1 protein-coding gene and 1 pseudogene are annotated in these 16,156 nt (G+C 70.8%); both read right to left on the bottom strand.

Annotated elements, in window-relative coordinates; translation table 11 throughout:
• Positions 1–1,774, bottom strand: a pseudogene (locus J2Z30_RS33360) (type I polyketide synthase); the annotation flags it as partial.
• Positions 1,775–1,821: 47 nt separating this feature from the next.
• Positions 1,822–16,146 (bottom strand): type I polyketide synthase, encoded by a 14,325-nt coding sequence (locus J2Z30_RS33355; protein WP_044567775.1) that lies wholly within the window; start codon positions 16,144–16,146, stop codon positions 1,822–1,824.
• Positions 16,147–16,156 lie beyond the last annotated feature (10 nt).

Here is a 16,156-nt window from a genome sequence, read left to right as displayed (position 1 = left end):
AGACCAGGACGGGGCCGATGCCGTTTGTTCCCGGGCCGCTGAGGCCGCCCGTGGCGGTGGTGGTTGGTTCGGTGATGGTGGGGTGGGTGTGGCCGGTGGCCAGGGCGTTGAGTCCGGTCAGGAGTTCGTCGCGGTGTTGGCCGATGATGACGGCGCGGTGGTCGAAGACGGATCGGGTGGCGATGAGTGACCAGCCGACTTCCTCCGCTGATGTTTCGGGGTTGGTGGCCAGTCGTTCGGCCAGTGCCCGTGCCTGACCGCGCAACGCTTCGGCGCCACGCCCGGAGATCACCCACGGCACCACACCACCCGCCGAAACACCACCCGCCGAAACACCATCGCTGTCGCCGTCGGTCGGCACCATCGCGACGGACGGCGTCCCGGCGGGGGCGGGTGCCTGCTCCAGGATGAGATGGGCGTTCGTACCGGAGATGCCGAACGCGGACACACCGGCCCGGCGCGGACGCTCCCCACGCGGCCACGCGACCGGCTCGGTCAGCAGCCGCACCGCACCCGACGCCCAGTCGGCGTGCGGCGTCGGCTCGTCGATGTGCAGCGAGGCGGGCAGCAGCTCATGCCGCATCGCCATCACCATCTTGATCACACTGGCCGCACCGGCGGCGGCCTGGGTGTGCCCCAGGTTGGACTTGATGGAGCCCAGCCACAGCGGGCGGTCCTCCGGCCTGCCCTGGCCGTACGTGGCCAGCAGTGCCTGCGCCTCGATCGGATCGCCGAGGGTGGTCCCGGTGCCGTGTCCGTCGACCGCGTCCACCTCGGCGGTGGACAGCTGCGCGTTGGCCAGGGCCTGCCGGATCACCCGCTGCTGCGAGGGCCCGTTCGGCGCCGTCAGACCATTCGACGCACCGTCCTGGTTGACTGCGGAACCCCGGATCACCCCGAGGACACGGCGGTTGCGGCGCTGCGCCTCACACAGGCGCTCCAGGACGATCAACCCGGCGCCCTCGCCCCATCCGGTGCCGTCGGCAGCCGCCGCGAACGGCTTGCAGCGGCCGTCCGGGGCCATGCCGCGCTGACGGGAGAACTCGATGAACGCGCCGGGCGTGGCCATCACGGCCACACCACCGGCCAGGGCCAGATCGCATTCGCCGCTGCGCAGCGCCTGACACGCCAGATGGATGGCGACCAGCGACGAGGAACACGCGGTGTCCACCGTGACCGCGGGTCCCTCGAGGCCGAGTGAGTACGCCACCCGCCCGGACACCACACTGCCGAGGTTCCCGGGGCCGACATAGCCCTCCACCTCGCTGGTGATGTCGCCGATCACCGACAGATAGTCGTGCGAACCCACCCCGGCGAACACCCCGGTGTTACTGCCGCCCAGCGACGCCCGGTTGAGCCCGGCGCGCTCGAACGCCTCCCACGCGGTCTCCAGCAGCAGCCGCTGCTGGGGGTCCATGGCCTGCGCCTCGCGAGGGCTGATGTCGAAGAAGGCCGCGTCGAACTCGGTCGCCTCGTAACAGAATCCGCCCTGGTCCACATACGACTTCCCATAGCTTTCGGGATCCGGGTCGAAGAGCTCCTCAACGCCCCAGCCCCGGTCCGTGGGAAAGCCGGAGACGGCGTCCTCGCCGTCCCGCACCAGCCGCCACAGCTCCTCCGGCGACCGCACCCCACCCGGATAGCGGCAGGCCATGCCCACGATCGCGATGGGCTCCGGCTCGGCGGACTCGGCCTCCCGCAGACGCTCACGGGTCTGGCGCAACTCGGCCGTGACCCACTTGAGGTGGTCGAGCAGCTTCTCTTCGTTCGACATCTGGCGGAGGCTCCTTGGCGCGTCGCGGAGGATGGGGGTCATCGGGCTCACGACTTTCCGAGCTCGTCGGACTTTCCGAACTCGTCGGAGATGAGGTCGAAAATGTCTTCTGCCGTCGCCGTCTCGAGCGCGCTGTGGGCCGCGGAACGCTCCGTTTCCCGTTCCGTGTCGCTCCACTTGGCCAGCAGCAGCCGCAGTCGCCCGGTGATCCGGCGGCGGGCCGCCTCGTCCACCGTCGATGGCTCCGAGACCGAGTCCCACCGGTCGAGCTCCGACAGCAGATGTCCCTCGGAGGTCAGCTGCCCCTCGACGAGCCGCTCGCGCAGACAGTCGGCCAGCTCCTTGGGCGTGGGGTGGTCGAAGACCAGAGTGGGCGGAAGGTCGAGACCGGTGGCGGCGGAGAGCCGATGGCCGAATTCGACGGCCGTGAGGGAGTCGAACCCCAGCTCCTGGAACGGCTGGGCGGGTGGGATCGCGTCGATGGTCGGGTGGCCGAGGATCGCGGCGGCATGCGTCTGGATGTGATGGAGCAGGAGCTGATGCTGCTGGGCGGGGGAGCCGGTGGCCAGTTGCCGCCGAAGCGAGTTGCTCAGCACCGCGTCGGCGTCCGGGGTGGCATCGGCACCCGGCGACGCGGTGGCGGCCAGGTCGGACAGCAGCGGGCTGGGCCGCTGTGCGGTGAAACCGGCCGGGAACCTCTCCCAGTCGATGTCCGCGATGGTGATCGTGGTGTCGCCGTGGTCCAGGGAGTGCTGGAGCGAGGCGATGGCGAGATCGGTGTCCAAGGGACGCATCCCGCGCCGGCGGTAGTAGTCGATGACGGTCTCGTCGGCGGCCATGCCCGCATCGCTCCATGGCGCCCAGGCGAGGCTGGTGGCGGGCAGGCCACGGGCGCGACGGTGCTCGGCGAGGGCGTCCAGATAGGCGTTGGCGGCGGCGTACGAGGGCTGTCGGCTACCGCCCCACGAGGCCGCGCCGGACGAGAAGAGCACAAAGGCGCTGAGGTCGAGATCCTCGGTGAGCTCATGGAGATGGGCGGCCGCGAGCGCCTTGGGCCGCAGCACGGCCTCGATCCCCGGAAGGTCCAGCTCGGCGAGCGGGGTGTTCTCCGCGAGCCCTGCGGCGTGGACGACGGCGGTGAGGGGGTGTTCGGTGGGGATGGTGCCGAGGAGGTGCTGGAGTGCGGCGCGGTCGGACACGTCGCAGGCAGTGACGGTGACGGCCGTGCCCAACGCAGTCAGTTCTGCGGTGAGTTGGTTCACACCAGGGGCGTCGGGGCCGGAGCGGCTGACGAGGTGGAGATGGGGTGCGCCCTGGCGGGCGAGCCAGCGGGCCACCTGGGCGCCCAGACCGCCGGTGCCGCCGGTGATCAGGGTCGTACCGGCGGGGCGCCACGCGGTGGGCGCGGTGTCCGGGCAGGCGGCGCGCTCCAGACGGCGGGCCAGGGCAGTGGCGCGGATCGCCACCTGGTCCTCGGGCCGGCCGGGCGTCAGTACGGCGGCGATACGGGCGGGGGTACGGGCGTCCACGTCGGCCGGGAGGTCGATGAGACCGCCCCAGAGGTGAGGGTGCTCCAGCGCCGCGACCCGGCCCATACCCCAGATCTGGGCCTGGTGCGGGTGGGGAAGCGGATCGGTGGCGGTGGCGGCCACCGCACCCTGGGTGACGCACCACAGGGGCGCGAGGAGCGGCGTCTGGCTGAGGGCCTGGACAACGGCGGCCGTCGCGGCCAGCCCGTTGGGGATGGCCGGGTGGTCGGGGTGGGGCGTCTGATCGAGCGCGAGCAGACTCAGAATGCCCTCGGGTGTGCTGCCATCGGGGAGGTGTGAGAGCAGTGGGGCGAGGGCGTCGCGTCGGGCGTCCGCGCCGTCGAGCGACAGGACTTCATAGGCCGCGCCATGGGAGTCCAGCGCCTGGGCGGTGGCATGGACGGCCGGGTGCTCCTCCAGCCCGGGAGGCACGAGCAGCAGCCAGGTCCCGCTGAGTGTCGGCGCGGTGGCGGGATCCGGCAGCTGCTTCCACGCGACGCGATAGCGCCAGGAGTCGATGGTGGACCGCTCGCGGTGCCGACGCCGCCAGGTCGACAGTACGGGGAGCGCGGGCAGCAGCGCATCGACGCCTGGGCTGTCCTTCTCCAGCTGGAGTGTGCTGGTGAGGGCGTCGACGTCGAGCTCCTCGATGGCGTCCCAGAGCCTGGCCTCGGCCGGGTGATGGCCGTTGAGGTGGCTGTCGGCGCGCGGAGCGGGCGGGGCGAGCCAGTAGTGCTGGTGGTGGAAGGCGTAGGTGGGGAGGTCGATGGTGCGGGGGGTGGGGGTGGCGGGGTACCAGCTGGTCCAGTCGATGGTGGTGCTGTTGGTGTGGAGTTGGGCGAGGGTGTGGGTGAGGGCGTGTGTGTCGGGTTGTTTGTGGGTGAGGGTGGAGGTGATGAGGGGTGTTGGTTGGTTGGTTTTGGTGGTGTGGTGGTGGAGGGTGTGGTGGGTTGCGGTGGTGAGGATGGGGTCGGGGCCGAGTTCGAGGTAGATGTTGGTGTGGGGTGTGGTGTGGGTGATGGCGGGGTGGAAGTGGACGGGTTGGCGGATGTGTTGGGTCCAGTAGTCGGGGGTGGTGATGTGTTCGTCGGCTGGTTGTCCGGTGAGGTTGCTGATGAGGGGGATGGTGGGTGGGTGGTAGGTGAGTCCGCTGATGGCTTCCTTGAAGGGTTGCAGGATGGGGTTCATCAGGGGTGAGTGGAAGGCGTGGCTGACGGTGAGGGTGCGGGTCTTGCGGCCGCGTTCGGCCCAGGTGGTGCTGATCTCGGTGACGAGGTCGAGGGGTCCGGAGATGACGGTGTTGGTGGGGGTGTTGAGGGCGGCGATGCTCACTTGGCCGTTGTGTGTGGCGAGGTCGTTGGTGAGTTCGTCGGGGGTGGCGGCGATGGTGGCCATGCCTCCGCCGGTGGGGAGTTGGCCCATGAGGGTGGCGCGGGTGGCGACGAGGTGGCAGGCGTCGGGTAGGTCGAAGACTCCGGCGATATGGGCTGCGGCGATTTCCCCGATCGAATGCCCGATGACGGCGTCGGGTCGTACGCCGACGGAGTCGAGGAGCCGTGCCAGGGCGATGTGCAGGGCGAACAACCCCGCCTGGGCGTAGGTCGTATGGTCCAGAAGCGCTGTCTGTTCGGGGTCGTGGCTGAAGACCATTTCCCGTAGCGGGTGTTCCAGGTGCGGGTCGAGGAGGGCGCACACCTCGTCGAAGGCTTCGGTGAAGACGGGGAAGCGGTCGTAGAGTTCGGCGCCCATGCCGGGGCGCTGGCTGCCCTGTCCGCTGAAGAGGAACACGGTCTGCCCGACCGCCTCAGCGCTCCCGCCGGGGTGCACCAGGCCCGGATGGGGTTCTCCGGCGGCCAGTGCCTCCAGCCCTGCCACCAGCTCTTCGCGGTCCTGGCCGATGACCACGGCTCGGTGGTCGAAGAGCGTCCGGGAGCGCAGCAGGGACCACCCCACCTCCGAGGCGCTCACCTCGGGCTCGCCGGTGATGTGCCCGGCCAGGACCGCTGCCTGACCCTGTAGCGTCGCGTCGCTCTGTGCGGAGATCACCCAGGGCACCACACCAGCGACGTCCGGTACGGGGGCGGGCTCGATCGGCTCGGGGGCCTGCTCAAGGATGAGATGGGCGTTCGTACCGGAGATGCCGAAGGAGGAGATTCCCGCCCGGCGGGGCCTTTCGCCCTGGGGCCATGGGACGGGTTCGGTGAGCAGGCTCAGGTCGCCCGCGCTCCAGTCGACATTCGGGGTCGGTGCGTCGATGTGCAGTGAGGCGGGCAGTACCTCGTGGCGCATCGCCATCACCATCTTGATGACCCCGGCCACTCCGGCGGCGGCTTGCGTGTGGCCGATGTTGGACTTGATGGACCCCAGCCATAGCGGACGTCCCTCAGGCCGCTCCTGCCCGTACGTGGCCAGCAGCGCCTGCGCCTCGATCGGATCGCCGAGGGTGGTCCCGGTGCCATGTGCCTCGACGGCGTCCACCTCGGACGGTGACAGCCGGGCGTTGGCGAGCGCCTGCCGGATCACCCGCTGCTGCGAGGGCCCGTTCGGGGCGGTGAGGCCGTTGCTGGTGCCGTCCTGGTTGACGGCGGAGCCCCGGACGACGGCCAGCACGCGGTGGCCGTTGCGCCGTGCGTCCGACAGCCGTTCCAGCAGGACGAGACCGACGCCCTCGCCCCACACCATGCCGTCCGCCGCGGCCGCGAACGGCTTGCACCGCGCGTCGGGCGCCAGACCGCGCTGGCGGGAGAACTCGATGAACGCGCCCGGGGTGGCCATCACCGTCACCCCGCCGGCCAGGGCCATCGTGCATTCGCCCTGCCGCAGTGCCTGGGCGGCCAGATGCATCGCCACCAGCGAGGACGAGCACGCCGTGTCCACCGTGACCGCCGGGCCTTCCAGGCCGAAGGAGTAGGCCACCCGGCCGGACACCACACTGCCGATATTGCCCGTGGCGACATAGCCTTCGACGTCGCTCGCCGTATCGCCGGTGAGGGAGATGTAGTCCTGCGACGTCACTCCCGCGAACACGCCCGTGTTGCTGCCCGCGAGCGTGTCCCGGTCCAGGCCCGCGCTCTCGAAGGTCTCCCAGGCGGTTTCCAGCAGCAGGCGCTGCTGGGGGTCCATGGCGACCGCCTCGCGCGGGCTGATGCCGAAGAACCCGGGATCGAACTCGGCCGCCTGGTAGAGGAATCCGCCCTCGCGGACGTAGCTCGTTCCCGTGCGGTCGGGGTCGGGGTCGTAGAGCGCGTTCAGATCCCAGTTGCGGTCGGTGGGCATCTCCGCGATGGCATCGCGGTGCGCCATGACCAGGTCCCACAGCTCCTTCGGTGAGTGTGCGTCGCCGGGGTAGCGGCAGGCCATGCCGACGATCGCGATCGGTTCGTCCTGGACGGCCGTGATGGGGGTGTGAGCGGCGACGGCCAGTTGCCGGCCCGTGAGTTCGGCGCACAGATATGTGGCGAGGGCGTTGGGCGTGGGGTGGTCGAAGACGAGCGCGGGCGCGAGGTCGATTCCGGTGGCGGTGGCGAGCTGGTTGCGCAGCTCCACGGCGGTCAGGGAGTCGAACCCGAGCTCCTGGAACGGCTGGGCGGGCGGAATGGCGTTCGGTCCGGAATGCCCCAGGATCGAGGCCGCGAGGGACTGGATCCGCTCGAGGAGGAGCTGGTGCTGTTGCTCGGGGGTGGCGGCGGAGAGCCGCTGCTGGAGCGAGGTGCCTGCGGATGTGCTGGCGGTTCGCCCGGTGGAGTTGTCGGCGGCCGTGACCAAGTCGTCGAGCAGCGGGCTGGGGCGCTGGGCGGTGAACGCCGTCGGAAACTTGTCCCAGTCGATGTCCGCCACGGTGACCGTGGTGTCACGGTGGTCCAGGGCGTGCTGGAGCGATGCCACGGCCAGGTCCGGGCCGAGCGGAGACAGGCCGCGTCGGCCGTAGAACGCGAGCGCGGTCTCGTCGGCGGCCATGCCCGCATCGCCCCAGGGGCCCCAGGCGAGGCTGGTGGCGGGGAGTCCCCGGGCCCGGCGGTGCTCGGCGAGGGCGTCGAGATAGGTGTTCGCGGCGGCGTAGGCGCCTTGCCGACTGCCGCCCCACGAGGCCGCGCCGGACGAGAAGAGCACGAAGGCGCGGAGGTCGAGCCCCTGGGTCAGCTCATGCAGATGCGCGGCGGCCAGAGCCTTGGCCCCGAGGACATGCTGCAGCCGCTCCGGCCCGAGGTCGGCGATGAGCTCGGTATCCGACGTTCCGGCTGCGTGGACGACGGCGGTGAGGGGGTGTTCGGCGGAGATGGTGTCGAGGAGGTGCCGGAGTGCGGCCCGGTCGGAGGCGTCGCAGGCGGTGATGGTGACGGTCGTGCCCAGATCGGTGAGTTCTTGGGCGAGTTGGGCGGCGCCGGGGGCGTCGGGGCCGGAACGGCTGATGAGGTGGAGATGGGGTGCGCCGTGGCGGGCGAGCCAGCGGGCGACATGGGTGCCGAGACCGCCGGTGCCGCCGGTGATGAGCGTCGTGCCGGTGGGCTGCCAGATCCTGGGGGCAGTGGTGGGCGCACCGGCCCTACGGAGGCGCCGGGCGTAGCTGCCGGTGGCGCGGATGGCGGTCTGGTCCTCCGGCCCACCGGGAGCGAGCAGGGCGGCCAGACGGTCCGCGGTGTGGTGGTCGATGACGGTCGGGAGGTCGATCAGGCCACCCCAGCGGCGAGGGTGTTCCAGGGCCGCGGCTCGGCCAAGTCCCCAGATCTGCGCCTGCCGGGGGCTGGGGAGCGGATCGCCGGGGCCGGTGGCGACGGCGCCTTGGGTGAGACACCACAGGGGTGCAGGGATCTCGGCGTCGCCGAGGGCCTGCACGAGAACGGTGGTCGCGGTCAGCCCGGAGGGCACGGCAGCGTAATGGGGGTGCGGCTCCTCGTCGAGGGCGAGCAGGCTCAGTACTCCGGTGGGTTCGCCCTCCGTGGCCAGACGGGTGAGGTGGTCCGCCAAGGCGTCACGATCGACGGTACGGGTGTCGAGCACATGGCGGAGCGGGGTGGCGCCGTGTGCGGTCAGGGACTGAGTGGCGGTTGCAACGGCAGGGTGGTCGGACTGACCGGCGGGGATGATCAGCAGCCAGGTGCCGGAGAGGTCCGGACGGGTGGAAGGAGTGGGAAGCCCCTTCCAAGTGGTTTGGTATCGCCAGGAATTGATGACCGACCGCTCCCGGTGCTGCCGCCGCCAGGCGGACAGCGTCGGAAGAACAGCGCCCAGCATGGTCTGCTGGTTCGCCGGTGAATCGATGGTCGCCGCCAGGGCTTCCAGATCCTCGCGCTCCACGGCCTCCCAGAACTCCCTGTCGACCAGAGCCGCCGCCTCCGTGGGCGCCGGGTTCGAGGAGGTGCCGGACGACAGCCAGTAGTGCTGGTGGTGGAAGGCGTAGGTGGGGAGGTCGATGGTGCGGGGGGTGGGGGTGGCGGGGTACCAGCTGGTCCAGTCGACATCGGCACCGGCGGTGTGGAGTTGGGCGAGGGTGTGGGTGAGGGCGTGTGTGTCGGGTTGTTTGTGGGTGAGGGTGGAGGTGATGAGGGGTGTTGGTTGCTCGGTTTCGGTGGTGGTGGCGTGGTGGTGGAGGGTGTGGTGGGTTGCGGTGGCGAGGATGGGGTCGGGGCCGAGTTCGAGGTAGATGCTGGTGTGGGGTGTGGTGTGGGTGATGGCGGGGTGGAAGTGGACGGGTTGGCGGATGTGTTGGGTCCAGTAGTCGGGGGTCGCGATCTGCTCGTCGGCTGGTTGTCCGGTGAGGTTGCTGATGAGGGGGATGGTGGGTGGGTGGTAGGTGAGTCCGCTGATGGCTTCCTTGAAGGGTTCGAGGATGGGGTTCATCAGGGGTGAGTGGAAGGCGTGGCTGACGGTCAGTGTCCTGGTCTTGCGGCCTTTGGCCGCCCAGGTGGCACTGATCTCGGTGATGAGGTCGAGGGGTCCGGAGATGACGGTGTTGGTGGGGGTGTTGAGGGCGGCGATGCTCACTTGGTCGTTGTGTGTGGCGAGGTCGTTGGTGAGTTCGTCGGGGGTGGCGGCGATGGTGGCCATGCCTCCGCCGGTGGGGAGTTGGCCCATGAGGGTGGCGCGGGTGGCGACGAGGTGGCAGGCGTCGGGTAGGTCGAAGACTCCGGCGGTATGGGCGGCGGCGATTTCGCCGATGGAGTGGCCGATGACGGCGTCGGGTCGTACGCCGACGGAGTCGAGGAGCCGTGCCAGGGCGATGTGCAGGGCGAAGAGTCCGGCTTGGGCGTAGGTGGTGTGGTCCAGTAGCGCCGTCTGTTCTGGGTCGCGGCTGAAGACCAGCTCCCGCAGCGGGTGTTCCAGGTGCGGGTCGAGGAGGGCGCACACCTCGTCGAAGGCTTCGGTGAAGACGGGGAAGCGGTCGTAGAGTTCGGCGCCCATACCGGGGCGCTGGCTGCCCTGTCCGCTGAAGAGGAACACGGTCTGACCGGTGGTATCGGCCGTCTCCCTGCGCTCCACCAGGCCCGGATGGGGATCTCCGGCGGCCAGTGCCTCCAACCCTGCCACCAGCTCTTCGCGGCCCTGCCCGATGACCACCGCTCGGTGGTCGAAGAGCGTCCGGGAGCGCAGCAGGGACCACCCCACCTCCGAGGCGCTCACCTCGGGGTCGGCGTTCACCCGTTGGGCCAGCGCCCGTGCCTGGCCCCGTAGCGCCTCCGTACCGCGCGCCGACACCACCCACGGCACGGGCCCACCCATCAGCTCCGGCGAGTCCGCCGAGTCCACCGGCCCCGCCTCGACGGCTCCGGCCGCCGTCACCGGCTCCTCGGGCGCCTGCTCCACGATGACATGCGCGTTGGTCCCGCTGATGCCGAAGGACGAGACACCCGCCCGGCGTGGATGCTCGCCCCGTGGCCACTCCCGCGCCTCGGCCAGCAGGCTGACATCGCCCGCGTTCCAGTCCACATGGGGTGTCGGTTCGTCGATGTGCAGTGAGGCGGGAAGCACCTCGTGGCGCATCGCCATCACCATCTTGATGACCCCGGCCACTCCGGCGGCGGCCTGCGTGTGGCCGATGTTGGACTTGATGGACCCCAGCCACAGCGGACGCCCCTCGGGCCGCTCCTGCCCGTACGTGGCCAGCAGCGCCTGCGCCTCGATCGGATCGCCCAGCGTCGTGCCGGTGCCGTGTCCCTCCACCACATCGATCTCCGATGGCGACAGCCGGGCGTTGGCGAGCGCCTGGCCGATCACCCGCTGCTGCGAGGGCCCGTTCGGGGCGGTGAGGCCGTTGCTCGTGCCGTCCTGGTTGACCGCGGAGCCCCGGATCACGGCCAGCACCCGATGGCCGTTGCGCCGCGCGTCCGACAGCCGTTCCAACAGCAGAAGCCCGGCGCCCTCGCCCCAGCCGGTGCCGTCGGCCGCCGATGCGAACGGCTTGCACCGGCCGTCGGCCGCCAGACCGCGCTGGCGGGAGAACTCGATGAAGGTGGTCGGCGTGGCCATCACCGTCACGCCACCCGCCAGCGCCATCGCGCATTCGCCCTGCCGCAGCGCCTGGGCGGCCAGATGCATCGCCACCAGCGACGACGAGCACGCCGTGTCCACCGTCACCGCCGGGCCCTCGAGGCCGAAGGCATACGCCACCCGGCCCGACATGACACTCGGCGTACCGCCCGCGAGCAGATAGCCCTCGACCTCCCGCGCCGAGGAACCGCCGGAGGCGCCGTAGCCCTGATAGGTGCCGCCCGCGAAGACGCCGGTGTTGCTCCCGGCGAGCGTGTCCCGGTCCAGGCCCGCGCTCTCGAAGGTCTCCCAGGCGGTTTCCAGGAGCAGCCGCTGCTGGGGGTCCATGGCGAGCGCCTCGCGCGGGCTGATGCCGAAGAACGCCGCGTCGAACCCGGCCGCGTCGTGGAGGAAACCGCCCTCGCGCGCATAGCTGGTACCCAGACGCTCGGGGTCGGGATCGAAGAGGGTGTCCAGATCCCATTCGCGGTCGGCGGGCATCTCCCCGATGGCGTCCCGGCCCGCGACGACCAGCTGCCACAGCTCCTCCGGCGAGCGCACACCGCCCGGGTAGTGGCAGGCCATGCCGACGATCGCGATTGGCTCGTCGTCGGCGGCCACGGACGACGTGTGGGTGGTGACGGCGGCTTTCTGCCCCGTGAGTTCGGCGCCCAGATACGTGGCGAGAGCGTTCGGCGTCGGATGGTCGAAGACCAGTGCCGGAGCGAGGACGAGGCCGGTCGTGGCGGCGAGCTGATTGCGCAGCTCGACCGCGGTGAGGGAGTCGAAGCCCAGTTCCTGGAAGGGCTGCCCCGGGGGAACCGCGTCCAGGCCGGAGTGACCGAGGATCGTCGCCGCCAGGGTCTGGATATGGCGGACCAGGATCTGATGGCGCTGCGTGGCGGGCGCCGCGCTGAGCTGTTGCCGCAGCGGATTGTCGTCGGCGGTGGCCGTGGGCGTGGCGGGCTCCGCGCTCGACGGCATCAGCCGGGTGAGGAAGGGGCTCGGGCGCTGCGCGGTGAACGTACGGCCGAACCTCTCCCAGTCGACATCCGCGATAGTGACGGCGGTGTCGTCGTGTGTCAGCGCGTGCTGCAATGACGCGATGGCGAGGTCGGTCGGGAGTGGGGAGAGGCCCCGCCGCTTGAGGTGGGAGAGTGTGTGCTGGTCGGCTGCCATGCCCGCCTCGCCCCACGGCCCCCAGGCGAGGCTGGTGGCGGGCAGGCCCCGGGCCCGGCGGTGTTCGGCGAGCGCGTCCAGGTAGGTGTTCGCGGCGGCGTAGGCGGCCTGTTGCCCGCTGCCCCATGTCGCGGCGTTCGACGAGAAGAGAACGAAGGCCGTGAGATCGAGGCACTGGGTGAGGTCGTGCAGATGAGCGGCGGCCAGGGCCTTGGACCGCAGAACGGGCTGCAATCGCCCGGGGTCCAGCTCGCCGATCTGACCCAGTTCCATCGTGCCGGCGGTGTGGATGACCGCGGTGAGGGGGTGTTCGGCGGGGACGCTGTCGATGAGCCGCCGGAGCGCGGCGTGGTCGGAGACATCGCAGGCGGTGATGGTGACGTCCGTCCCCAGCGCGGTGAGCTCCTCGCTGAGTTCGGACGCGCCGGGCGCGCCGGGCCCGGAACGGCTGACGAGGTGGAGACGGGGTGCGCCCCGGTCGGCCAGCCAGCGGGCGATCTGGGCGCCGAGACCGCCGGTGCCACCGGTGATGAGCGTGGTGCCCGACGGCTCCCAGGGAGCGGGGGCGGTGTCGGCGGCGGGCACACGGGCGAGGCGGCGTGCGTACGTACCGGTGGTGCGGATGGCGACCTGGTCCTCGGACTGCCCGGGGACGAGCAGGGCCGCCAGCCGGCCCGCGGTGTGGTGGGTCATGGTGGCGGGCAGATCGATGAGACCGCCCCAGCGCCGCGGATGTTCCAGCGCGGCCACGCGGCCGAAACCCCAGATCTGCGACTGCTCGGGGTGGGGGAGGAGGTCGCCGCGGCCGGTGGCGACGGCGCCCTGCGTGACGCACCACAGGGGCGCGCTGAATCCGGCGTCATCGAGAGCCTGGAGGAGGGCGGTGGTGGCGCCGAGCCCGGCGGACACCGCGGAGTGGCCGACGAGCGGTTCCTGGTCGAGTGCGAGCAGGCTGATGACTCCGGCGGGCCGGGACTCCTCGGTCAGCCGGTCGAGACGTTCGCGGAGCCCGGCGCGATCGACATCATGAGCGTCGACCGCGTACGGGAGCGCCGTCGCGCCGTGTGCCCGCAGCGCCTGGAGGGTGACCTGGACCGCGGCCTGCTCCTCCTGCCCGGCCGGGACGACCACCAGCCAGCTGCCCGTCAGGGCCGGGGCGGCCGGGTCGGGGAGCTGCTGCCACGTGGCCCGGTAGCGCCAGGAGTCGATGGTGGAACGTTCACGGTGTTGCCGCCGCCAGGCGGACAGTACGGGGAGTGCGGGCAGCAGCGCATCGATGCCGGGGCTGTCCTTGTCCAGCTGGAGTGTGCTGGTGAGGGCCTCGACATCGAGCTCCTCGATGGCATGCCAGAGCTGAGCCTCGGCCGGGTCCCCGGCAGCCCCCTCGAAGCTCGTACGGGCGGCGGGCGGGGCCAGCCAGAAGCGCTGGTGCTGGAAGGCATACGTCGGCAACCCGACGACCTGGGGGGCCGGGTCGGCGGGGTACCAGCTGGTCCAGTCGACATCGGCACCGGCGGTGTGCAGTCGGGCGAGGGTGTGGGTGAGGGCGTGTGTGTCGGGTTGTTTGTGGGTGAGGGTGGAGGTGATGAGGGGTGTTGGTTGGTTGGTTTCGGTGGTGGTGGTGTGGTGGTGGAGGGTGTGGTGGGTTGCGGTGGTGAGGATGGGGTCGGGGCCGAGTTCGAGGTAGATGCTGGTGTGGGGTGTGGTGTGGGTGATGGCGGGGTGGAAGTGGACGGGTTGGCGGATGTGCTGGGCCCAGTAGTCGGGCGTCGCGACCTGCTCGTCGGCTGGTTGTCCGGTGAGGTTGCTGATGAGGGGGATGGTGGGTGGGTGGTAGGTGAGTCCGCTGATGGCTTCCTTGAAGGGCTGCAGGATGGGGTCCATCAGGGGTGAGTGGAAGGCGTGGCTGACGGTCAGTGTCCTGGTCTTGCGGCCTTTGGCCGCCCAGGTGGCACTGATCTCGGTGACGAGGTCGAGGGGTCCGGAGATGACGGTGTTGGTGGGGGTGTTGAGGGCGGCGATGCTCACTTGGCCGTTGTGTGCAGCGAGGTCGTCGGTGAGTTCGTCGGCCGTGGCGGCGATGGTGGCCATGCCTCCGCCCTCGGGAAGTCCTCCCATGAGGGTGGCGCGGGTGGCGACGAGGTGGCAGGCGTCGGGTAGGTCGAAGACTCCGGCGATATGGGCGGCCGCGATTTCCCCGATCGAATGCCCGATGACGGCGTCGGGTCGTACGCCGACGGAGTCGAGGAGCCGTGCCAGGGCGATGTGCAGGGCGAACAACCCCGCCTGGGCGTAGGTCGTATGGTCCAGAAGCGCCGTCTGTTCTGGGTCGCGGCTGAAGACCAGCTCCCGTAGCGGGTGTTCCAGGTGCGGGTCGAGGAGGGCGCAGACTTCGTCGAAAGCCGCCGCGAAGACGGGGAAGCGGTCGTAGAGTCCGGCGCCCATGCCGGGGCGCTGGCTGCCCTGCCCGCTGAACAGGAACACTGTCTGCCCGACCGCCTCAGCGCTTCCGCCGGGGTGCACCAGGCCCGGATGGAGTTCTCCGGCGGCCAGTGCCTCCAGCCCTGCCACCAGCTCGTCGCGGTCCTGGCCGATGACCACCGCCCGGTGGTCGAAGAGCGTCCTGGAGCGCAGCAGGGACCACCCCACCTCAGCGGCAATCGCCCCCGGGTCGGCGTTCACCCGTGTCGCCAGCGCCCGTGCCTGGCCCCGTAGCGCCTCCGCACCGCGCGCCGACACCACCCACGGCACTGCCACACCCACGTGGTCCGACGGTCCCGCCTCGGCGTCCCCCCGCACCGCCGCGCCCCCCTCCGGGGCCTGCTCCAGGATCAGATGGGCGTTCGTCCCGCTGATGCCGAACGACGAGACCCCCGCCCGTCGCGGATGCTCGCCCCGTGGCCACTCCCGGGCCTCGGTCAGCAGATGGACATCGCCCGCGCTCCAGTCCACATGGGGCGTCGGCTCGTCGACGTGCAGCGAGGCGGGAAGCACCTCGTGGCGCATCGCCATCACCATCTTGATGACCCCGGCCGCACCCGCGGCCATCTGCGCGTGCCCGATGTTCGACTTGATGGACCCCAGCCACAGCGGGCGCCCCTCGGGCCGCTCCTGCCCGTACGTGGCCAGCAGCGCCTGCGCCTCGATCGGATCGCCCAGCGACGTACCCGTACCGTGTGCCTCCACCGCGTCCACCTCGGACGCCGACAGCCGGGCGTTGGCGAGCGCCTGCCGGATGACCCGCTGCTGCGAGGGCCCGTTCGGGGCCGTCAGGCCGTTGCTGGCGCCGTCCTGGTTGACCGCCGTGCCCCGGATCACGGCCAGCACCTGGTGGCCGTTGCGCCGCGCGTCCGACAGCCGTTCCAGCAGCAGGACGCCCACGCCCTCGGCCAGGGTCATGCCGTCGCTGTTGGCCGAGAACGCCTTGGACCTGCCGTCCGGCGCGAGCCCGCGCAGCTCGCTGAAGCCGATGAACGGTGCCGTCGAGGACATCACGGCCACGCCCCCGGCCAGCGCCATATCGCATTCGCCCTGCCGGATCGCCTGGCAGGCCAGATGCATGGCGACCAGCGAGGAGGAGCACGCGGTGTCCACCGTCACCGCGGCACCCTCCAGACCGAGGGTGTACGCCACCCGGCCGGACACCACGCTGGCGGAGTTGCCGATGGTGAAGTAGCCGGCCGAGCCCTCGGGAACCTGGGAGGCGTCGGAACAGTAGTCGAGGTGATCGCAGCCGATGAAGGTGCCGGTCCGACTGCCCCGCAGCGACTCCGGGTCGACCCCGGCGTGCTCGATGGCCTCCCAGGACGCCTCGAGGGCCAGCCGCTGCTGCGGTGCCATTCCGAGCGCCTCGCGGGGGCTGATGCCGAAGAACGTGGCGTCGAATCCCGCGGGGTCGTCGATGAAGCCGCCCTCGCGCGTATAACTCGTCCCCGGGTGCTCGGGGTCGGGGTGGAAGAGATTCTCCAGATCCCAATCGCGGTCGGTGGGGAGTTCCGAAATGGCGTCCCGCTCCGTGGCGACGAGTTCCCACAGCTCTTCGGGGGACCGTACGCCTCCGGGGAAGCGGCAGGACATTCCCACGATGGCGACAGGCTCGTGCCCCGCGGACTCGACATCCTTCAGACGGCGTTGCGTCTGCCGGAGATCCGCCGTCACCCGCTTCAGATAGTCGAGCAGCTTCTCTTCATCGCTCGCCATGGTCTGCCAC

It is taken from the genome of Streptomyces iranensis, from assembly GCF_017874715.1.
Taxonomy (GTDB): domain Bacteria; phylum Actinomycetota; class Actinomycetes; order Streptomycetales; family Streptomycetaceae; genus Streptomyces; species Streptomyces iranensis.
This window is presented reverse-complemented; position numbering and strand designations above follow the sequence as displayed.